22 protein-coding genes are annotated in these 20,109 nt (G+C 73.5%); 15 read left to right on the top strand and 7 right to left on the bottom strand.

Annotated elements, in window-relative coordinates; translation table 11 throughout:
• Positions 1 to 16 precede the first annotated feature (16 nt).
• Entirely contained in the window at positions 17 to 1,918 is a 1,902-nt protein-coding gene (locus HUT06_RS41595) for a protein-arginine deiminase family protein (RefSeq protein ID WP_176200710.1), read from the bottom strand.
• On the opposite strand from HUT06_RS41595, the gene HUT06_RS41590 reads away from it, so the two are divergent.
• From HUT06_RS41590 to HUT06_RS41570, 5 genes are all read left to right on the top strand, one after another.
• Entirely contained in the window at positions 1,907 to 3,124 is a 1,218-nt protein-coding gene (locus HUT06_RS41590) for a sensor histidine kinase (RefSeq protein ID WP_217711655.1), read from the top strand. The two genes, HUT06_RS41595 and HUT06_RS41590, sit on opposite strands and share 12 nt — an antisense overlap.
• Positions 3,121 to 3,762, top strand: coding sequence for a response regulator transcription factor (locus tag HUT06_RS41585; RefSeq protein ID WP_176200708.1), 642 nt, complete (start codon positions 3,121 to 3,123; stop codon positions 3,760 to 3,762). The genes HUT06_RS41590 and HUT06_RS41585 overlap by 4 nt, the downstream gene beginning before the upstream one ends.
• Before the next feature lie 111 nt (positions 3,763 to 3,873).
• Positions 3,874 to 4,323, top strand: coding sequence for a helix-turn-helix domain-containing protein (locus tag HUT06_RS41580; protein WP_217711654.1), 450 nt, complete (start codon positions 3,874 to 3,876; stop codon positions 4,321 to 4,323).
• Positions 4,316 to 4,696, top strand: coding sequence for a DUF4180 domain-containing protein (locus tag HUT06_RS41575; protein ID WP_176200707.1), 381 nt, complete (start codon positions 4,316 to 4,318; stop codon positions 4,694 to 4,696). The genes HUT06_RS41580 and HUT06_RS41575 overlap by 8 nt, the downstream gene beginning before the upstream one ends.
• Positions 4,693 to 5,526: an alpha/beta fold hydrolase gene (locus HUT06_RS41570; RefSeq protein ID WP_176200706.1), complete on the top strand. Its 834-nt coding sequence runs from the start codon at positions 4,693 to 4,695 to the stop codon at positions 5,524 to 5,526. Before HUT06_RS41575 ends, HUT06_RS41570 begins: the two co-directional genes overlap by 4 nt.
• A 26-nt stretch (positions 5,527 to 5,552) precedes the next feature.
• Here HUT06_RS41570 and HUT06_RS41565 read toward each other — a convergent pair whose 3' ends face one another.
• A complete protein-coding gene (locus tag HUT06_RS41565; protein WP_176200705.1) occupies positions 5,553 to 6,143 on the bottom strand; it encodes a DUF1990 family protein in 591 nt (196 codons plus the stop codon).
• A gap of 59 nt (positions 6,144 to 6,202) precedes the next feature.
• Complete coding sequence (locus tag HUT06_RS44205; RefSeq protein ID WP_217711653.1) at positions 6,203 to 7,606, bottom strand: DUF1990 family protein; 1,404 nt, start codon at positions 7,604 to 7,606, stop codon at positions 6,203 to 6,205.
• Between the two features lie 258 nt (positions 7,607 to 7,864).
• On the opposite strand from HUT06_RS44205, the gene HUT06_RS41555 reads away from it, so the two are divergent.
• The 3 genes from HUT06_RS41555 (at position 7,865) to HUT06_RS41545 (ending at position 9,783) form a co-directional block, all read left to right on the top strand.
• A complete protein-coding gene (locus tag HUT06_RS41555) occupies positions 7,865 to 8,380 on the top strand; it encodes a GAF domain-containing protein (RefSeq protein ID WP_176200704.1) in 516 nt (171 codons plus the stop codon).
• A gap of 49 nt (positions 8,381 to 8,429) precedes the next feature.
• Entirely contained in the window at positions 8,430 to 9,128 is a 699-nt protein-coding gene (locus HUT06_RS41550; RefSeq protein ID WP_217711652.1) for a GAF and ANTAR domain-containing protein, read from the top strand.
• Between the two features lie 133 nt (positions 9,129 to 9,261).
• Positions 9,262 to 9,783 carry an STAS domain-containing protein gene (locus HUT06_RS41545; RefSeq protein ID WP_176200703.1) on the top strand — a complete coding sequence of 174 codons (522 nt, stop codon included), beginning with the start codon at positions 9,262 to 9,264 and terminating at the stop codon, positions 9,781 to 9,783.
• Between the two features lie 43 nt (positions 9,784 to 9,826).
• Here the strand turns inward: HUT06_RS41545 and HUT06_RS41540 are convergent, their stop codons facing one another.
• Positions 9,827 to 10,654: an SAM-dependent methyltransferase gene (locus HUT06_RS41540; protein WP_176200702.1), complete on the bottom strand. Its 828-nt coding sequence runs from the start codon at positions 10,652 to 10,654 to the stop codon at positions 9,827 to 9,829.
• Between the two features lie 192 nt (positions 10,655 to 10,846).
• Between HUT06_RS41540 and HUT06_RS45455 the strand changes: the two genes are divergently transcribed.
• Entirely contained in the window at positions 10,847 to 13,492 is a 2,646-nt protein-coding gene (locus tag HUT06_RS45455; protein WP_302931869.1) for an MFS transporter, read from the top strand.
• A gap of 3 nt (positions 13,493 to 13,495) precedes the next feature.
• On the top strand, positions 13,496 to 13,741 hold the full coding sequence (locus HUT06_RS41530; protein WP_176200701.1) for a hypothetical protein: 246 nt from the start codon (positions 13,496 to 13,498) through the stop codon (positions 13,739 to 13,741).
• A gap of 14 nt (positions 13,742 to 13,755) precedes the next feature.
• On the opposite strand, the gene HUT06_RS41525 is transcribed toward HUT06_RS41530, so the two are convergent.
• The gene (locus HUT06_RS41525) at positions 13,756 to 14,589 is read right to left on the bottom strand and encodes an MBL fold metallo-hydrolase (protein WP_176200700.1); all 834 of its coding nucleotides are present in this window, start codon (positions 14,587 to 14,589) and stop codon (positions 13,756 to 13,758) included.
• Positions 14,590 to 14,746: 157 nt separating this feature from the next.
• Here HUT06_RS41525 and HUT06_RS41520 point away from each other — a divergent pair, with 157 nt between their 5' ends.
• The 5 genes from HUT06_RS41520 to HUT06_RS41500 all read left to right on the top strand — a co-directional run bounded on the left by HUT06_RS41520 (position 14,747) and on the right by HUT06_RS41500 (position 18,062).
• Complete coding sequence (locus HUT06_RS41520; RefSeq protein ID WP_176200699.1) at positions 14,747 to 15,577, top strand: SAM-dependent methyltransferase; 831 nt, start codon at positions 14,747 to 14,749, stop codon at positions 15,575 to 15,577.
• Positions 15,574 to 15,789, top strand: coding sequence for a DUF397 domain-containing protein (locus tag HUT06_RS41515; protein WP_176200698.1), 216 nt, complete (start codon positions 15,574 to 15,576; stop codon positions 15,787 to 15,789). Before HUT06_RS41520 ends, HUT06_RS41515 begins: the two co-directional genes overlap by 4 nt.
• A 114-nt stretch (positions 15,790 to 15,903) precedes the next feature.
• The gene (locus HUT06_RS41510) at positions 15,904 to 16,746 is read left to right on the top strand and encodes a helix-turn-helix transcriptional regulator (RefSeq protein ID WP_176200697.1); all 843 of its coding nucleotides are present in this window, start codon (positions 15,904 to 15,906) and stop codon (positions 16,744 to 16,746) included.
• 1 nt (position 16,747) lies between these two features.
• The gene (locus HUT06_RS41505; RefSeq protein ID WP_089328881.1) at positions 16,748 to 16,945 is read left to right on the top strand and encodes a DUF397 domain-containing protein; all 198 of its coding nucleotides are present in this window, start codon (positions 16,748 to 16,750) and stop codon (positions 16,943 to 16,945) included.
• A gap of 361 nt (positions 16,946 to 17,306) precedes the next feature.
• Positions 17,307 to 18,062, top strand: a complete 756-nt coding sequence (locus HUT06_RS41500; RefSeq protein ID WP_176200696.1) for an ATP-binding protein — start codon at positions 17,307 to 17,309, stop codon at positions 18,060 to 18,062.
• Between the two features lie 12 nt (positions 18,063 to 18,074).
• Here HUT06_RS41500 and HUT06_RS41495 read toward each other — a convergent pair whose 3' ends face one another.
• Positions 18,075 to 18,743, bottom strand: a complete 669-nt coding sequence (locus HUT06_RS41495) for a response regulator transcription factor (protein WP_176200695.1) — start codon at positions 18,741 to 18,743, stop codon at positions 18,075 to 18,077.
• On the bottom strand, positions 18,713 to 20,056 hold the full coding sequence (locus HUT06_RS41490; RefSeq protein ID WP_254715666.1) for a sensor domain-containing protein: 1,344 nt from the start codon (positions 20,054 to 20,056) through the stop codon (positions 18,713 to 18,715). Before HUT06_RS41490 ends, HUT06_RS41495 begins: the two co-directional genes overlap by 31 nt.
• Positions 20,057 to 20,109 lie beyond the last annotated feature (53 nt).

The raw sequence follows: 20,109 nt of genomic DNA, 5'->3' as shown, positions 1-20,109 counted from the left end.
CCACCCGATGCCCCGGTCAGGGGGTGGTGGGCCACCAGGGGGTTGTGGTGGTGAGGGTGCGTTGGACGTTCGTGACGCAGTGGATGTCGCCGCCGGCCGTGCCGACGTAGTGGGAGTAGTCCCAGTCCTCGATCCAGTGGACGCGGACGCCTGCGCCGCGCAGTGCCTGTTCTGTGGCTTGCTGGAAGACGTCTTGGCCGCCCTGGCGCGGCCCGTGCTGGGCCGGGGCCAGGTAGCCGCCGGTGCCCGTGCTGATGCCGTTGGCGGCGTCCGGCAGGTAGGTGACGGTGAGGTTCTTGCGCGGGTAGTCGTCGGGCAGGTCGAGCTTGGTGAACAGTGCCGGGACGCGGATGACGTCGCGTTCGGTGATGCCGGCCTTCTCGCGGAACTGGCGGAGGGCTCGGTCCACGCCGGCCGCCGCGATGCGGGTGCCGTTCACCAGTTCCGGCTTGCGGAGGGCCTGGGCGACGGTGAGGCCCGGGAACTGGGTGTTGGACGGGGCGACGCCCTCGACCAGGCGCTGCCCGCCACCGCCGGTGGCGGCGACCTTCTTCAGCAGGTCCATGCCCATCCGCGGGTCCGCGATGACCATGGCCCAGCCCTTGCCTCCGCGCCGGGGGACGAAGTGGAGGAACTCGTCGATGTGGCCCACGCCGAGCCAGCTCGTGTCGACGGCGATCGGGTCCTGGTAGCCCTGCGCCTCCAGCATCTGGACGAACTTCGCGTCAGGGGTGAACTTGCCCTCGCCGCCGTAGACGATCCGGCCCGTGCGGTACTTGCCGTAGGGCGGGATCGTCCCGAAGTTGCCGCTCGAACTGGCCGAGCCGTAGTACAGGTTGTCGTCGGGGCGGTCGACCGCCGTGGCGTCGAACTGCTGGAGCCCCGCGACGCCCGGTCCGCGCATCATGGTGAAGACCGGGCGGGACGCGTCCCGCAGCGGGCGGTCGCGGGCCGGGAAGTCGGGGGTCACGGCCGGGGACCGGAGGTTCACCACGATGCGGTGCTCCTTGCCGCCCGGGCCGGGCATGGACGCGTAGCCGGCCTTGAACATGTCGCCCATCCACTGGTCGCCCCCGGCCGGGGACTCGATGAACGGTTTGCGCAGCCCCTCGGCGTCCAGCGCGCGCCGCAGGTCGCGCCGGTACGCCTCCTGGCCCTTGACGGGCTTGTCGGGGGCCTTCCCCTTCTCCAACGTGACGGGATCCTTGGGGTTCGCGACGACCGCGCGGTCAAGGGGGAGGAGGTCGTGCTGGAAGAGGACCGGCGCCACGCGCAGCCGCACCTTGTCAGACCGGGTCCGGGCGCCGTCGGTCACCGTCAGCGTGAGGTCGCTGAACCCCGACCACGCGGCCGGGTCCCGGACGACGTCGCGGGCCTCGACGGCGAGCCGCACCCCGCGGCGGAGTTCGTCCGCGCGGAGCGCGCCGTCCGCGCCGAGTGCCGTGAGACGCCCGTCGCGCTGGACGAAGATCCGCACCTTGTCACGCGACCGGGCGTCGGGCCGCAGCGTCGCCCGTGCGGAGCCGGACACGCTCTTCATCACCGGGATCTCCAGCGGCGCCAGGTCGGCGGCGTCGGCCGCGCCGTTCACCACCGTGTCGGACGCGTCGTTGCACGCGGCCAGTGCGGCGTCGGTGAGCCGCTTGCCGTTCTTGCCGGCCGTGGGGCAGCGGGAGGCGTCGTCGTCGAGGTTCGGCAGCATGATCGCGCCGCGAGTGGCCGTCCACGCTGCGCGCCGGGCGTCGTCGGCGGGGGACAGCCGTCCGTCGCGGTTCGTGTCGGCGCGCAGCAGCGCCTTGCCGGACGACCCCGACGGCGCGCCCGCCAGCCCGGCCTCGGCCGTGGCGCCGCAGCCCGCGAGGCAGGCCACCGCGGCCGCGGCCAGCCCGGTTCGTACGATTCGCTTGTGACCGTTCATACGGACAAGCCTCGCGACCAGGGCACCGGGCGGGCATCGGCTGTTCGGCAGATCTTCTCGGCGGGCTCCTCGTCCGTTCGGCAGAGGCGGCCGCGCGCCATTGCCGCCGGAGCGCTGGTCGCCGCCCTCGCAGTGGCGGCTGCAGCGGGCACGCCGGGAGTGGGGCCGCTGATCACTGTTCCGGCCTGGCTGGCCGGTGCCGCGCTGGTCTTCATGCTCGCGTTTCCGGACGTCCGGCCGGGCGCGATCGCGGGCGCGGCCGGAGCCGGCTCGCTGGTGGCCACCCTTGCCTACCAGGGGCCGGCCGACAACCGGACGGGCGGCTGGTGGCTGGCCGAGTCGGTCGCGGCGGCGGTCGTCGTGCACCTGGTGGTGCGGCGCGCGGACGCCCGGCCCGCCGCGATCGCGGGTGTGGCGGTCGGCGCTGCGGTGACCGTGCTTCCGCTGCGGCTGACGTTGCACGTCGTCCCGCCCGCGAGTGCCGGAGGTGCGGTGCTCGGCTGCCTGTTCTGCGGGCTCGGCGCGGCGGTCGCCGCCGGTACCGGGCTGTATCTGCGGTCGCTGGACGCGCGCCGGTCCCGGGCGGTGGCCGAGGCGCGGCGCGCGCAGCGCCTCGACCTGGCGCGCGACCTGCACGACTTCGTCGCGCACGAGGTCGGCGGGATGATCGTCCAGGCGCAGGCCGCCCAGATCGGCGGCGACACCGCGGCGGCGCTCCGGCGGATCGAGGCGGCCGGGGCGCGGGCGATGGCCTCGCTGGACCGCACCGTCCACATGCTCCACGACGACGGCCCCCGCGACGGCCCGCACGGCCTGGACGAACTGCCCGCGCTGGTAGAGGGGTTCGGCACGCCGGACGGGGCCCGGATCCGGCTGGCGATGGACGCCGTCACCCCTCCTCCCGAGGTCTCGGCGACGGCGTACCGGCTGGTCGTCGAGGCCCTGACGAACGTCCGCCGGCACGCCCCGGGCGCGACCGCCGTCGACGTCTCCGTCACCGCGACCGGGCCGGACCTTCGCGTCGCCGTCACCGACGACGGCCCCAGAGGCCGCACGGGGCTGCTGCGCGAGCGGCGGCGGAGCGGGCTCGGGCTCCCCGGCATCGCCGAGCGCGTCGAGGCCCTCGGCGGCGACTTCGGCGCAGGTCCCGCAGGTGATCGGGGCTGGCGGGTGGTCGCGCTCATCCCGCTACGATCGCCGCCATGACCACTCGGATCGTCATCGCCGACGACGAGGCTGACGTCCGTGGCGGCTTCCGCATCATCCTGGACGCGCAGCCCGACATGGAGGTGGTCGGGGAGGCCGCCGACGGTGTCGCGGCAGTCGAGACGGCGCGGCGGCTGCGTCCCGACGTCGTCCTCGCGGACATCCGGATGCCCCGCATGGACGGCCTGGAGGTGACCCGGCTGCTGGCGGGCCCCGGCGTGCCCGATCCGCTCCGGGTGCTCGTCGTCACCACCTTCGACCTCGACGAGTACGTCCACACGGCCCTGCGCGACGGCGCCTGCGGCTTCCTGCTGAAGCGCTCCGGCCCCACGCTGCTGGTGGAGGGCGTCCGCGCGGCGGCGGCCGGGGACGCGCTGATCAGCCCCACGATCACCACCCGGCTGCTGCGCCGCTTCGCCCCGCCCCGCCCGCGCGCCGACGACGAGCGCCTCACCGGCCGCGAGACCGAGGTCGCGACCCTCGTCGCGCGGGGCCGCACCAATGCGGAGATCGCCGCCGAGTTGTCCATCACGCCCGGCACCGCCAAGACCCACGTCGCGAGCATCCAGCACAAGCTGGGCGTCCGGAACCGCGTCGAGATCGCCGCCTGGGCCTGGGAGACCGGCCGGCTCAGCTGACGTCCGGCGGCGGTGAGCCGCGGCGCCGGGCCAGGTGGGTGCGGGCGGGCATGCTCGGTCATGGTCTTTAAAGTTCCCTATCGCTCCCTCCTTCGCGTATGTTGGGGAGCAATGGACGACAAGATGTACTCGGTCGAGGAGGTCGCCGACCTTCTCGGGCTTCATGTGCGGACGGTGCGGCGGTACATCCGGGAGGGGCGGCTCAAGGCCGTCCGGATCGGCAAGCAGTACCGGATCGGGCGCGACGACCTGGACGAGCTGACCGGGAGGCCAGAGCCCGGCGGCCGCGCGGAGACGCGGGTCGAGGTGTCGAGCATCGTGCAGGTCGACGGTGTCGACCGGCACATGGCGGACCGGCTCGGCACCCTGGTGGTGAGTGCCGCGCAGAGCGGGCCAGACCCCGGGCGGCCGGTGCACATCCAGGTCGTCCATGACGAGGAGGGGCAGCGCCTGAAGGTCGTGCTGCTCGGCGGCGCGGCGGCCACGGCCGAGGTGCTGCGGTTGATCGACGCCGTGCTCGGTGAGGGCGGCGTGCTCGGACGGGAGGCCGGCGATGACTGATGTGGTGCAGGAGCGGGCCGGGGTCCAGGTGCTGGTCTGCGACCCGGACGGCCCGCTGGTCGCCACCATGCAGGACGGGCTCGACCTGGTCGGCGCGACCTACCTCGGTGCCGAGGTGGTCGCGGTGCCCGCCGGCCGGCTGGACGCGCGCTTCTTCTCGCTGGGCACCCGTTTCGCGGGCGACCTCATGCAGAAGTTCGTCCAGTACGGGGTGAAGCTCGCGGTCGTCGGCGACATCTCCGCACATATGGCGGAGAGTTCGGCGCTGCGCGCGCTGGTGCGGGAGTCGAACAGGGCCGGCCACGTGTGGTTCGTCCCGGACCTGGAGGCGCTCGACGCACGGCTGGCGGGGACGGGGACGGGGACGCCATGAGCGTGATCTACAAGTCGGCGGAAGGGGAGCGCGAGCTGCTCGGCCACTACCGGCGGGCGCTGGACGACTGGCCCGTGCCCGCCGAGCGGGTCAGGGTGCCGACCCGCGAGGGGGAGACGTTCGTGCTGGTCTCCGGGCCGCCGGACGCGCCGCCCCTGGTGCTGCTGCACGGCTCGGGGGCGAACGCGGTCATGTGGCGGGAGGACGTCGCGGTGTGGTCGCGGCACTTCCGCACCCACGCGGTGGACCTCGTCGGCGAGCCGGGGCTGAGCGCGCCCTCGCGCCCCGCCCTCGGCACCGGCGCGGTCGCGCTGTGGCTGGACGACGTGCTCGACGGGCTCGGGATCGCGGACGCCGCGGTCGTCGGCACGTCCCTCGGCGGGTGGACGGCGCTCGACTACGCCGTCCGCAGGCCGGAACGCGTGACCCGCCTGGTGCTGATGTGCCCCGGCGGCATCGGACGGCAGAAGATCGGCTGGGTGTTCACGACCCTGCCGGCCCGCGTGTTCCGGCGCGGCGGCCTGCGGGAGTCGGCGATGACCGTCACCGGCCTGAGCCGGGAGAGCGCGGTGCTCGACGGCGTCGTCCGGACGTTCGCGCACTTCAACCCGCGCAGGGAGAAGCTCCCGGTGTTCCCCGACGACGCGCTGCGCGGCCTCGGCATGCCGGTGCTCGCCATCGTCGGCGGCCGGGACGCGATGTTCGACTCGCGGCAGACCGCGCGGCGCGTCCACGAGTGCGTCCCGCAGTCGACGGTGAAGCTGCTCCCGGACGTCGGCCACGCCATCTTCGGGCAGACCGGGACGATCGACGCATTCCTCCGGACCTGACGCGTCCCTCCGGGGCTGGCGCGGGGTCAGGCCGCCGGCCGGGGGTGGCGGTCGGCGGTCAGGGCGGCGGCCGTCAGCGTCTTCATCCGCAGGCAGGCCCGGTCGTAGAACTTGAGCTGGGTGGGGCGGCCGAAGACGCGGAAGCCGAGGCGCTCGATGGGATGCGGTTCGACCGCCGGCTGCGAGAACGCGTGGATGTGGAACTCGACGTCGCCGGTGTCGAGCCACTTGCGCACCTCCTGGTCCATCTGGCCGCGTTCGAGGTGCCCCTGCAGCGTGCGGTAGTTCCAGCCGTACACCCGGACCTGGCGTCCGTTCAGCTCGACGGTCTCGTCGATGACGTCCCCGACGCGGACGCCGAGGTAGAAGCGCAGGCCGTAGAAGTGGCCTTCGAGCAGCATGTTCCGGCCGGGCTCGGGCGGGCCGGCGCCGCTCACCCTCCGGATGATGGACGGGTCGGCGTACTCGTAGTTCTGGACGAGCAGGCGGGCGATCTGCCAGCTACCGCCGGGCAGCGGCGGGCCGGGCGGCTCCGGAGGGAGCGGCTGCCGGTAGTCGTCGACCTCCCAGCCGCTCTCGGGCTCGTGCACGTCGTGCTGGCACGGGTCGAAGTTCAAGGGAAGGCGGTGCAGGCGCGCTTGAAGGCGCGTCCTGCGCAGAAGCCGTCTCCCGGGCTTCATCGCGGCGCCTTGCGGGAGGCCCGCTGGACGGCGGCGTACGTCGGGCCGCGAACCTGCTGGAGCAGCCCTGCGGGCTCCAGGCCCTCCACGGGATTGCGCGCGGGATTGAAGCGCCTGGGGTCGGTGGGGGCGAGCCCGAGCAGCCGGAGTTCCCCGAACCGCTCCCAGCCGCCGAACTCGCTCGCCACCAGCAGCGTCAGCGAGAACGGCCGGTCCCGTACGGCGCGGTCAAGGGAGCGCAGATCGGCCGGGACGGACGGCGAATGGTGGACGGCCGCGCCGAGGATCAGCCGGCGGTCACCGGCCCGGTACGGGAGCAGGGAGCCGTAGAAGGCCGGGCTCCACGCGCCTTTCAGGTGGAGGAGGCGGCGGCCGAGCACGGTGAGCCCGGTCGTGGCCAGCAGCAGCTCCGCGTCGTCGCCCGACGGCTGCCGCCAGCGCAGCGCCAGGCCGAGGATGTCCGGCAGGACGGACGGGAGGCCCATGGCGCGGGAGAGCCGCACCTCGGCCGGCAGCTCCGTGCGGTCGTCCAGGAAGGGGACTCCCCAGTACTGGGACGTCCCGTGCAGCAGCAGTGTGGCGTCGAACAGCAGCCCTTCGGGATGCAGCGGACGGCTCCGCACGCGGGCCGCGAGAGCGAAGGGGTGCTTGAACGCCCCGGTGACCGCCCCGGTGACCGCTCGGGCGACGAGGCTCTCCCCGGCGGCCGACCCGCTCGCCCGTTCCGTCTGGACCTCCACCTCGCCGACCATCCGGCCGCCGGCCAGCTCGGCGACCCGGGTGCAGAAGTGCGCCCACATGTGGAGCTGCATCTCCTTGGCGATGCCGACCTTCTCGTAGAGAACCGCCGCCAGCCGTTCCCCGCTGCGCGCCCACGACTCGATCGTGAACACGAGGTCGTCGCCGTCCGGTGCCCGCGCGGCGCGGAACTCGATCTCCCCGGCCTCCAGATGGCCGCGCAGCGTCGCGAACCGGAACGACTCCGGGGTGCGCTCCACCACCCGCACCGGGCAGTTCCACGGCCCCGGCATGTGGACGACGTACTCGTCCTCCACCTCCAGGGGCCGGGCGCCGCCGGACGTCTTGTCGAAGACGGCGACCTCCACCGGCGAGGCCGCGTTGAGGTCGGCGCCCAGCCGGGTGATCAGCTCCGCCGGGCCGAGCGGGCTGCCGGCGATGCGGACCGTGTAGCGCCGCTGGAAGACCGGGCCGACGCCCTGCCGCGCGTCCTGCACCCCGCCGCCGGGACGGCGCGGGATCCGCCTGACCTCGGCGACCGCCTCGGTGCGGAGCCGGCGGCGCCGGATCCGGCGGGACGTCCGCAGCCAGCGCCACGCCGCGAGCCCCATGCCCGCCGGCCAGCGCGCCGCGCGCACGCGCCGCCGCCACTGCACTCGCACGACGCCTCCCCCGAAGCCGTCCCCGCCGAAGCCGCCCCTGTTCGCGGGACGGGGCCTGCCTACCCGGTCTGACCAGGGCGAACCCACCGGTGCCAGGAGAGCGTGCGCCGCCCGGACCCGGTCAGGCGTCGCGGCCGCGATCGCGGTCGCGCGGCCTGCGTTCCAGCGGACGGAAACCACCCTGAACCGGGTAAGGTAGGCCGAAAGTTCCGCCCTGTGTCCGCGGATCAGCAGTCAATGCTGCCCGAGGTGAGGAACATGGCGAACGAACGCGGCGTCGGCGACGGCGCCCACCAGGCCGCCGGCCGGCTGGCCGGCGCACTGCGCTCGATGGCGGTGATCTCCGGCGTGGACGGCGCCGCCCTGATGATGGCCCCCGAACCGAGCGAACCGAGCGGGTTGCGCGCGGTCGGCGGATCGACTCCCGAAGGGCTGAACCTGCAGTACGCCCAGCAGTTCGTGCAGGCGGGCCCCGCCCACGACGCCGTCTTCACCGGCCACCCGGTCGCCGTGGACGACCTGGACGGCCACCCCGACCGGCCCGGATACGCGCGGCTGGCGCTCACCGCGGCGCCGGTCAGGGCCGTCCTCGCGGTCCCGGTCCAGGTCGGGGGCGACGTTGTCGGGGCGCTGAACTTCTACCAGTGCTCGCCGTGCACCTGGACGAGCAGGCAGATCGCGGTCGGGGAGCACCTCGCCGACACCGCCGCCGAACTGCTGGTCCGCCTCGCCGCGCGTCCGGCCGCCGGCGACGGCGCGCACGGCCGGCCGTAGCGCCTCCACATCTCGTCTACCACCGTTCTCCCACTCAAGGATGTGGAGCATGATGCATATCGACACCGACGCGTTGAACTCCAGTTTGGAGGTGCTGCGCAAGGCGCCCGTCGACTCGGACGTCGGACGCGCCCTCCAGCGGGTGGTCAGCTCGGTGGACCGGCTCTTCGGCTACGACGGCGCCGGGATCATGCTCATCGACGATTCCGAGGCCCTGGTGTACGTGGCCGCGTCCGACGAGGTGGGCCGGTCCCTGGAGGAGGCGCAGGCCAGCGCCGGCCAGGGGCCCTGCTACGAGACCTACGTCGAGGGCAGGCCCGTCTCCACCAAGGACGTCCGCTCCGACCCGCGCTGGCCGCAATTGGTGGACGTCCTCGACGAGCGGGTGCGGGCCGTCGCGGGGGTGCCGCTGCTGCTGGGCGGCAGCCCGGTCGGCACGCTCAACGTCTACCGCTCCCAGCCCTACGGCTGGGACGACTCCGACTTCTCCGCGCTGCGCGCCTACGCCGGGCTGATCGGGGAGCTCATGGCGGCGGCGCTGACGTCCCGCGAGCACAGCACCACCGCCACCCAGTTGCAGTACGCCCTGGACTACCGGGTCGTCATCGAACGCGCCATCGGCTTCCTGATGGCCACCCACCGGCTGGACGCCGTCTCGGCGTTCGACCGGCTGCGCAAGCAGGCCCGCGACAGCCGCCGCCGCGTCGCCGACCTGGCCGCCGAGATCCTGCGCGAAGGCACGTCCTAGCCCCCGGAACGCCCCCGGGACCCCCGGAACCCCCGGAACCCCCGACCGCACCGCTTTCCCGCCCGCTCCGCCTCGGCCCGGCCCCTGACCCCTGCCCGGTCCCGGAGAATCCACCCTTGCCCATGGAGGCTCTGTGACCACCGCAGATGGGCGCCGCCCCGCCGGCGCCCGCCCGCCCGTGCCCGACCCGCCCGTGCCCGTCCCGCCCGTGCCCGTCCCGCCCGTGCCCGTCCCGCCGGTCGAGACCAGCCTCACCCGCGCCGACGGGACGCCGCTGCTGGCGGTCGGCACCCGCTCCGACGGCACGGCCGTGGAGCTGCGCCTGGAGGGCGAGCTCGACGTGGCCGGTTCCGAACCGCTGCGCCGGCACATCGCGGCGGTGATCGCCGCGCACGACCCGCAGCGGCTGCTGCTGGACCTGTCCGGGCTGAGTTTCGCCGACTCCAGCGGCCTGGCCGTGTTCGTGTGGGCGCACAAGGAGATGACCGGCCGCGGGCGCGAGTTCTGCCTGCGCCGACCGCAGCCGAAGGTGCTGCGCGTTCTGCACATCACCGGTCTCCACACCCGCCTGGACGTCACCGGCACCGGCGGAGCCGAGCCCGGCGCCCCCGACGAGGACGGCCCGTTCGGGACGTACCGCCGCACCGTCCGATGACCGGCGCGGCCGGGAGCGCCGCCGGGTTCGCGGCCGGGTTCGGCTAGCGCTTCCGGCCGAGGCCGCAGAACTGGTAGACCGGCTTCGGCGGCCCGTCGAGGCCGCTGACGGCCGGGCGCCACTGCGAGCAGGACACGACGCCCGGCTCCAGGAGTTCCAGGCCGGTGAAGAAGCGCTCCAGCTCCGCGCGGCTGCGCAGCCGCATCGTCGCGACCCCGGCCTGGTTGCTCATGTCGACCGCCTGCTGCGCGGCCTCGCCCTCGACCTCGCCGGTCGGGTGGGCGATCGCCAGGTGGCTGCCGGACGGGACGGCGGCGAGCAGCCGGTCCACGACCCGCTGCGCCTCGTCCTCGCCGGGGATGAAGTTCAGGATGCCCAGCATCATGATGGCGACCGGCTGGGAGAAGTCGAGTACCGCCGACGCCCGCTTCAGGATGGTCTCGGGGTCGCGGGCGTCCGCCTCGATGTAGTCGGTGGCGCCCTCGGGGGTGGACGTCAGCAGCGCGTGCGCGTGCGTCAGCACCAGCGGGTCGTTGTCGACGTACACGATGCGGGACTCCGGCGCGATGCCCTGCGCGACCTCGTGGGTGTTGCCCGCGGTGGGCAGGCCCGTCCCGAGATCGAGGAACTGCCGGATGCCGGCCTCCCCGGCCAGGTGGGCGACGGCGCGGCCGAGGAACCCGCGGTCGGCGCGGGCCGAGGCGACGATGTCGGGGATCACCGCCTGGATCTGGTCGCCGAGATCCCGGTCGACGATGTAGTTGTCCTTGCCGCCGAGCCAGTAGTTCCAGACCCGCGCCGTGTGCGGGACGGAGGAGTCGATGGCCGGCCGGTCGCCGGACGGCCCGTTCGCGGGGGAGGTGCCGGTCATGCGCCGAGACTAGCCATTCCCGGCGATCCCGGCGGGCCGAAACCGCTTTGTGGTGCCATTTCGGATATCGGCGGTGTTTTTCCCGGGTTATGTGCGCGCCGCCGGGCGTGGCGATGTGTGGCGACCGGGTGAGGGGTAGCCCTACCGCTGATCACTTAGGCGACCACGGGTCCGGTGGGGAGGGGCGTCCGCATGACCGCCGATGGACGGTTGGGCACGATCACCACGAGCGTTCCGGCGCGGCTGGACCGGCTGCCGTGGTCGCGGTTCCACTGGATGATCGTCGTCGGCCTGGGCACGGTCTGGATCCTCGACGGCCTCGAGGTCACCATCGTCGGCTCCGTCGCCGCGCGGCTCACCGAGCCGGGCAGCGGCATCGAGCTGTCGCCGTCCGACATCGGGCTCGCGGCGGCGATCTACGTCGCGGGGGCGTGCCTCGGGGCGCTGTTCTTCGGCCAGCTCACCGACCGGTTCGGCCGCAAGAAGCTGTTCATCCTCACGCTGGTCGTCTACATCGCCGCGACCGTCGCGACCGCGTTCGCCTTCGCGCCCTGGTACTTCTTCGCCTGCCGGTTCGTCACCGGGATGGGCATCGGCGGCGAGTACGCGGCGATCAACTCGGCGATCGACGAGCTGATCCCGGCCCGCGCCCGCGGCCGCGTCGACCTCGCGATCAACGGCAGCTACTGGGTGGGGTCCGGGCTCGGCGCGCTGGCCGCGCTGCTGCTGCTGGACACCTCGTTCTTCGCGCAGGACTTCGGCTGGCGGCTGGCGTTCGGGATCGGCGGCGTGCTCGGCCTGGCGATCATGCTCGTCCGGCGGCACGTGCCGGAGAGCCCGCGCTGGCTGTTCATCCACGGCCGCCAGGAGGACGCCGAGCGGATCGTCGACCGCATCGAGGGGGAGGTCCGCGCCGAGACCGGCCGGGACCTCGCCGACCCGGGCGAGAGCATCACGGTGCGGCAGCGCCGGGCCATCCCGTTCCGGGAGATCGCGCGGGTCGCGGTCAAGGTCTACCCGAAGCGGGCGACGCTCGGGTTCGCGCTGTTCGTCGGGCAGGCGTTCCTCTACAACGCGGTGACGTTCGACCTCGGCACGATCCTGAGCAAGTACTTCGACGTCGCCTCCGGGGCGGTGCCGTACTTCATCGCGCTGTTCGCGTTCGGCAACTTCCTTGGCCCGCTGCTGCTCGGGCGGATGTTCGACACCGTCGGCCGCAAGCCGATGATCTCCGGGACGTACTTCATCTCGGCCGCGCTGACCTGCCTGCTCGGGGCCTTCCTGGTGGCGGGGACGCTGTCGAGCTGGACGTTCATCGCGCTGGTCTCGGTGACGTTCTTCTTCGCCTCGGCCGGCGCCAGCTCCGCCTACCTGACGGTCAGCGAGATCTTCCCGATGGAGACCCGCGCCCTCGCCATCGCGTTCTTCTACGCGATCGGCACCGCCGCCGGCGGCATCACCGGCCCGCTCATCTTCGGCAACCTGATCGACAGCGGCGCCGTGGAGAAGGTCGCGATCGGGTTCTTCGTCGGTGCGGTGATCATGGCGCTGGGCGGCATCGCCGAGCTGTTCTTCGGGGTCCGCGCCGAGCAGGCCTCGCTGGAGAACATCGCCCGGCCGCTCACCGCGGAGGAGGCGGCGGAGGAACCGTCGTCCGGCGAGGCCGCGGCGGCGGGCGCGGCGGGCACGGCGACGGGCGGGGCAGGCACGGCGACGGGCGCGGCAGGCCGGGCGAACCGGCCGGCGCTGGAGGCCCGGCGGCACGCCGAGGAGGGGCGGGCGCGGGCCGCCGAGCACCGTGCCGCCGTCCACGAGCTGCGCCCGCACGCGGACGAGGGCGACGCCCGCGCCCTCGAACGGCTCCGCGTCGAGGAGGCCCTCGCGCAGATCGCCGAGTGGGACGCCGAGCGCCTCACCGAGGAGGCCACCGCCCACGACGAGCGGGCCGCCGCCGAGCGCGCCCGCGACGACACCGAGCGCGCGGCCGCCCTGGGCCGGGCCGAGGCGGCGGACGAGCGGGCCCGCGGGCTCCGCGAGCGGGTCGAGGCCCTCGCCGCGGAGGACGAGGAGAACTCCGCGCTGCACGCGGTCCTGGCCGCCGCGGCGGACGAGCGGGCGCGGGCGGGCGAGCAGCGGGCGATGGCCGCCGAGACCCGCGGGCGCGCCGCCGGGCTCGACGGGACCGAGGCCGAGATCGCCCTGGAGCAGGCCGAGACCTACGCCGAATGGGAGCGCATGCACACCGAGCTGGCGCTCGCCCATACGGCCCGCGCCGACGGCGACGAGGAGGGGGCCGGCGCGCACGAGCGGCGGGCCGCCGTCCACCGGATGCGCGCCGAGTCCGCCGCCGACCGGATGGAGGCCGCGCAGCACCGCTCCGCCGCCGAGTCGCTGGCCGCCGAGGCGGGCACGGCCGAGCAGGCCGAGCGCGAGCGCGCCGAGGCGGCGGACCGGGAGCGGGCGGCGCGCGAGCGCGACGAGCGCATCCGCGCCCGCCTCCTGCGCCGCGAGCGGGAGCGCCGCACGGGGCTGCGCCGGTTCCTGCCGGGCCCGGGGCAGACCTTCTACTCGCCGGGCATGATGACCGGCCGGTCGGCCGAGTGGGCGGCCGGCGCCGACGTCGCCCTGGACCGCGAGGTCACCGCCATCGCGCAGGCGCTCGCCGAGCACGGCCCGACCGGCCGCACCCGGCTCGCCGAGATGGTCGGCGCCCGCTACTGGGGCCCTGGACGGTTCCGCGCCGCGCTGCGCGAAGCCGTCCACGAGGGACGGGCGCGCCCCCTCGCAAGCAACCGGTACGGGCCGCCCGAGAACTCCGACACGAACGCGGAGGCATGACCGATGAAGACCTGCCGCATCTTCGGCCACGACTTCCGCTTCACCGCCGACGGCGCGACCATGCGCTGGACGTGCGCGCGCGGGTGCGGTGCCGGGGGCGCGAAGGAGTACGGCACCGCGTCCGAGGCGCAGCGCTACGCCCGCGCCTTCGACAAGAAGGACACCGACGACATGGGCCGCCGGGCACCGCTCGTGGGCCTCTTCCCTCTACGCATGGCGCACGCCATGCGAAAGCGGGTGCAGCGCTAGAGCCGGTCAGCCGGTCAGCCGGTCTGGTGGGTGAAGGTGTGGGTCTGGCCCGGCTCGACGTAGGTCGCCTGGTCGCCGAAGCCCCGGCGTTCCAGCTCGCGGCGGAAGTCGTCCAGGGGCGAGCTGAAGACGCTGTAGTCGTTGTAGTGGACGGGCACCGCCCGCGCAGGACGAACTGTCTCGAACAAGTCGGCACCCTGGGTGGCGTCCATCGTGACGATGAGCCCGCCGGGCAGCTTGGTGCCGCCCAAGTGCAGGACGGCGAGGTCGATGTCCCGCGTACGGCGGGCGATCTGATGGATCCCGTCGAACATCAGCGTGTCACCGGTGATGTAGAGGCGGAACTGCACGTCGCCGGTGGCCGGACCGAACTCCAGGAGGCTGCCCATCACCGGGGGCAGCAGCATGCGGGCCGCGCCGGGCGCGTGCCGACCGGGCATCGAGGTGATCCGGAGCAGCGCGCCGTCCTTCACCATGGTGTGCGTCTCCCAGGTGCGCAGCCCGACCGCGTGCCGGAAGCGGTGCCAGCCCTGGAGCCGCCGGGCCGCGTGCGGCGTCGTGACGATGGGCAGGCCCCGGTCGAGCTTCGCGCGGGCGACCCGGTCCCAGTGGTCACCGTGCAGATGGGACAGGACGACGCCGTCGATGCGCGGCAGTTCCTCGATCCGCAGGGCGGGCTCGGTCAGCCGTTTGGACGTGAGCCCGAACCCCAGATACGCCCGCTGGCCGCGGTGCAGGAAGTTCGGGTCGGTCAGCAGCGTGAACGGCCCGCAGCGCAGCAGGGTCGTCGCGTTGCCGACGAATTGCACGGTGAGCTGCCGCAATGCCAGGTCAGGTGCGGTCTTCATGATCGTTCCCCCCTTTCCGCCCTTCGGCGGGTCATGCCCCGGTGAGCGCCGCCGAACCACCCGGCGCCCCGCGCGCCCTTGGCCGGCGCATCGCATCGTCTTGACCAATTGCTTCATAATTCGTGCATCACAAGATGCGGCAATGGAGGCCAATGCGATGAGCGACATCGAACAGGCTCCACCCGGGGTGGACAGCACGATCCCCAGCCCGGCCCGAATGTACGACTACATCCTCGGCGGCTCGGCGAACTTCGCGGTCGACCGCGAGGCCGTGAAGAAGGTCCGCGCGCACATGCCCGACCTGGACGACGCCGCGTGGGCCAACCGCGGGTTCCTGCAGCGCTCGGTGCGGTGGCTGGCCCAGCAGGGCATCCGGCAGTTCATCGACGTGGGCGCCGGCCTGCCGACGGGCAACAACACCCACGACGCGGTGCAGAAGGTCGCCCCCGACGCGCGGATCCTGTACGCCGACAACGACCCGCTGGTCTCGATCCACGCGAAGGCCCTGCTGGAGGGCGTGCCAGGGACGGCGTTCATCACGGCGGACTTCCGCGACCCGGAGGGCCTGCTCGGGCACGAGGAGACCACCGCGATGATCGACCTCACCGAGCCGGTGGCGCTGCTGCTGGTGACGGTGACCCACTTCGTGCCCGACGAGGACGACCCGTGGGGCGTCGTCCAGCGGTACGTGAGCCGGCTCGCGCCGGGCAGCTACGTGGCGCTGTGCGCGATCAACAGCGACCACCAGGTGAGCGAGGAGCTCGACCAGGTGACCGCCGTGTACGCCAAGTCGTCGTCCGGCGGCGCCTACCCGCGGCCCCGCGCGGAGATCGAGCGGTACTTCACCGGCCTGGAGATCGTCCCGCCGTACGAGGGGGCGCCCGCGGAGCTGTGCCATGTCGGCCTGTGGGGCGCCGAGGACCCTGACGAGGCCGATAGTGATGGGTCGCGGCTGGGCTACTGCGCTGTGGCGAGGAAGCCGGCATGAGGAAGCCGTCGGCGGCGGAGCTGGGCGTCGATCCGGACGCCCTCGACTGGCAGCGCTCGGCGAGCGACGAGGGCGGAATCGAAGTCGCTTTTGTCGGGGAATGGACCCTTTTGCGCACTTCCGGCGACCTGATCTCGGTCTTCGACCAGCACGAATGGGCCTGCTTCCTGGACGGCGTGCGGAAGGGCGAGTTCGACCGCGCCGCGTCGTGAGGCCGGTCCCGTGACCGCGATTCGTGAAGCACTTCCTGATCCGGCCAGATCTGTGATTCACAAATTCGGAAGGCGTATGCTGATGGCGGCCGTATGTCAAGGGAGGTGGCGTCGATGAGCGAGGCGTACGGCGCCACCATTGCCAAGCGGGGGCTGGCGCGCCGCCTTCGGGACCTGCGCGTCGCGGCCGGATACACGGCCAACCAGGTCTGCGACCGGCTGAACTGGGGAAGAGGCAAGGTCGGCCGGTTCGAGGCCAACAACTGGGTTCGGCCCGAGCTCAGTGACATCCGCGACCTGGCGCGCATCTACGAGGGCAGCGACCTCGACGAGCTCGAGGATCTCGCGACGCGCGCCCGGAAGCGGGCCTGGTGGCGTGACTACCCGGACGTCTTCGACAACGAGTTCCCCGGCTACGAGGGGGACGCGTCGAGCATCCGGGTGGTCATGCCGCTGGTGCTGCCCGGCCTGCTGCAGACCCTGCCGTACATGCAGGCGCTGCTGACGTCCGGGACGCGGACGCCGGAGTGGCGGGAGCAGGCGCTGCGGGCCCGGCTGCGCCGGCAGCAGATCCTCGACCGCGACGACGGCACCGCGCCGGAGCTGACCGCGGTCATCACCGAGGCGTCCCTGATGTACGAGTGGGGCGACCCGGGCGACCGCCGCGCCCAGCTCCGCCACCTGCTCGCCATGTCGGCCAGGCCGAACGTCGAGATGCGGCTGCTGCGCTTCGCCGACGGCCTGCATCCGGGCATGTCGACGCTGGTCAACATCTTCCGGTACCCGGACGGGGAGCCGGCGATGGTCTTCCTGGAGAACGACGCCGATATCCAGGAGATCGACGATCCGACCAAAGTGGAGGCGTATGACGAGATCTTCGAGCAGATCCGCGGGGCGGCGCTGAGCGCCACCGACACCGCGAAGCACCTGGAGAAACTCATCGCGACGCTGGAGTGAAATGGACCTCTCTCAGGCACGGTGGTTCAAGGCCACCGCGAGCGCGAGCAGCAACGGCGGCTGCGTCGAGGTCGCCGACCTCGGCACCGCGACCGGGCTGCGCGACAGCAGGACGCCCGAAGCGGGGGCGCACGTCGTCCCCCGCTCGGTCTTCGCCTCGTTCCTCGACGACGTGCGCGCCGGCCGCTACGACCGCTAGCACGCGGAACGGGCCCTGACCGGGCCGCACACTCGATCCCCCAGGGCTGCACCCCTGGGGGATCTTCATGTGTGCGGCCCTCTCTCAGGCGCCGTCCACGCTACAGCGGCGGGCCTCGTTCGTCCCGGGTCCGCCGGTACGTTCCCGCATCGCCGTGTACGAACGTGGTTTGTGCGCTAAAGGGTACATCGGTGAACGTCTCAACTGTCAGTGCATGATCCTTGCCATGTTCCGCGTCCGGCGGCCAGAAATGTGCGAAGCTTGTATCTGTGATTCACACATAGCGACTCGCGAACCTCTGAGGTTCAGGTCGCGAATGTCTGAATTGCGAATGTCTCCCAGACCACCCGAGGTGGGCGTCATGACGAAGGCCGCAGCGACGTGCGGGATTCCATGGAGGCTGGAGAGCGGCGGCTGCGCGGCACTGCCCCTGCCCGGGGACGACACGATCGCGCGGGTCGCCCGCGCGCACGTGACCGGCCTGCTGCCCGCGCTCGGACTCGCCGTCCAGGACGTCGACGACATCACGCTCATGGTCAGCGAGCTGGCCACGAACGTCTTACAGCACGCGACCCCCGGCGACGGCCCGTCCGGCGCCGAACTCTGGGTCTACCAGCGCGCGGACGGGCGCGGCGCCGACGAACTGGTCGTCAAGGCGTTCGACACGCTCCGCGCCTGGCGCCCGCAGGCGCCCGCGGGCCCGATGCTCGAACACGGCCGCGGCCTGGAGATCATCGAGCTGCTGACCGGCGGCCGCTGGGGGCACCACCCGTCCCGCTCCCGGCTCCGGTCCACGGCCGTCCGGGGCAAGGCCACCTGGTTCGCGCTGCCCCTCCCGCGCACCGCGCGCCGCCACCGGCACAACTGGCGCATGGACGGCCCGCACGCCACGCGGGACCTGCACGCGCTGCTCGTCCAGCGCGGCGTGCACGATCTCGTCCCGGGCGACGAACTCGGCATCTCCGTCCTGTCCGGCCAGGGCGACCTGACCGTCTGGTGCGAGTCGGCGACCTTCCGCTGGTGCGCCCGCACCGGCGAGACCGGCAAGCTCCCGATCACCGACATCACCGAGGTCTGCGAGCAGCTCGTCCGCATCTGGGAGACGCTCAACCCCTGACCCGCGGCAGGGTCACCCCTGGCCGCGCAGGTAGGCGAGCACGGCGAGGACCCTGCGGTGCGTGTCGTCCGTCTGCGGCAGGTCGAGCTTGGCGAGGATGCCGCGGACGTGCTTGCCCACCGTGGCCTCCGTGACGACGAGCCGCCGGGCGATGGCGGCGTTGGAGCAGCCCTCGGCGATGAGCGCGAGCACCTCGCGCTCGCGCGGCGACAGCTCGGCGAGGGGGTCCCGGCGCCGGCGGATGAGCTGCCGGACGACCTGCGGGTCCACCACCGTGCCGCCCTCCACCACCCGGTGCAGCGACGCGGCGAAGTCGGCGACGTCCACCACCCGGTCCTTGAGCAGGTAGCCGACGCGGCGGCCCGTCCCGGAGTCCAGCAGGTCGGCGGAGTAGCTCAGCTCGACGTACTGGCTGAGCGCCACGACCGCGAGGTCCGGGTCGGCGCGGCGCAGCGCGACGGCGGCGCGCAGGCCCTCGTCGCAGAAGCCCGGCGGCATCCGGATGTCGGTGACGACCAGGTCCGGGCGGTGCTCGGCGACGGCCGCGAGCAGCGCCTCGGCGTCGCCCACGGCGGCGGCCACCGCGAACCCGAACCTCGCCAGCAGGCCGGCCAGGCCCTCCCGCAGCAGGGCGCCGTCCTCGGCGAGGACTACGCGGACGGCGGTTCGCTCAGGCTGCACGGAAGCTCCACACGGACGACGGTCGGCCCCCCGGCGGGGCTCGACACCAGCAGTCTGCCGTCGATCACCGCGACCCGGTCGGCGAGGCCGGTCAGCCCGGTGCCGAGGCGCGGGTCGGCGCCGCCCGCGCCGTCGTCGGCGACCTCCACGGTGAGGACGCCGCCGTCCCACCGCGCGGTCACCTCCGCCCGCGCGGCGCCGCTGTGCTTGGCGGCGTTGGTGAGCGCCTCGGCGGCGGCGAAGTAGGCGGTGCCCTCCACGTGGTGCGGGGGCCTGCCGGGCAGGTCGGCGTCGACCGCGACCGGGAGCGTCGACCGGTCGGCCAGCTCGCCCAGCGCCGCCGCGAGCCCCCGGTCGGTGAGCACGCGGGGATGGATGCCGTGGACCAGCTCGCGCAGCTCGGTCATCAGCTGCTTGGCCTCCCGGTGGGCGTCGGCGACGCCCTCGGCCGCCGGGGACCCGGGCGGCAGGTCCATGCGGGCGAGCCCGAGCTTCATGGTGAGCGCGACGAGCCGCTGCTGGGCGCCGTCGTGCAGGTCGCGCTCGATGCGGCGGCGCTCGGCGTCGAACGCGTCCACCAGCCGGGCCCGGGACCGCTCGACCTCGACCAGCTCGGCCTGGAGCCGCTCCCCGGAGCCGTGCTGGAGGAGCGTCCGGGCGAGTGCGGCCTGCGCGCCCGCGACGAGCGCGAGCAGGTACGGGACGGCGGGCAGCAGCACGAGCGCGGCGATCGCGTACGGGAGCGCGTCCGCCGGAGTGGCGACCTTCACCGGCCCGAGCGCCATCGGCCCGTCCCCGCCCAGCAGGATCAGCGGCGCGGCGGCGGCACCGAACTGGAACACCAGCACGGCGAGGAGCGCGGCGTAGAGCACCGGGACGAGCGCGGCCACCAGCAGGAAGTAGCCGAGTTCGCGCCAGGTCGCCGGTTCGGTGCAGCGCGTGCGCAGCCACGGGCCGAAGCCGGGGGCGGACGGACGCCGGTGGCCCGAACGAGCCGGACGGGCGTCCACCAGCCGCAGGCGGCGCCGCTCCAGCCGCGCCAGCGGCAGCGTGACCGGCGGCCCGAGCACGGCGGCGAGCAGGGCGCCGAGGACGACGAGGAGCGCCCGCTCGCCCAGCCCGGCGTCCGGGGACACCGCCAGGAGCCACAGCAGCGCGGGCACGGCCAGCGGCACCCACGCGGCGAGCGCGACCGGCACGGTGGACAGCGCGAACGCCGTGGCGCGCCACGGCCAGCCCGTCAGCAGGAACCGGCGCCGCCCCATCGCGGCCAGCGCGGTCGCCGGCGCGATCGGCGGCGGGTCGGTCGGCACAGGCGTACGGTAGCCGAGCCTTCCGGGTGCGGAGTCCGGGTAGTGCTGGGCAT

This window comes from Actinomadura sp. NAK00032 (assembly GCF_013364275.1).
Classification (GTDB): domain Bacteria; phylum Actinomycetota; class Actinomycetes; order Streptosporangiales; family Streptosporangiaceae; genus Spirillospora.
The sequence above is the reverse complement of the archived record's forward strand: the minus strand, read 5'-3'. Positions and strand labels throughout refer to the sequence as shown.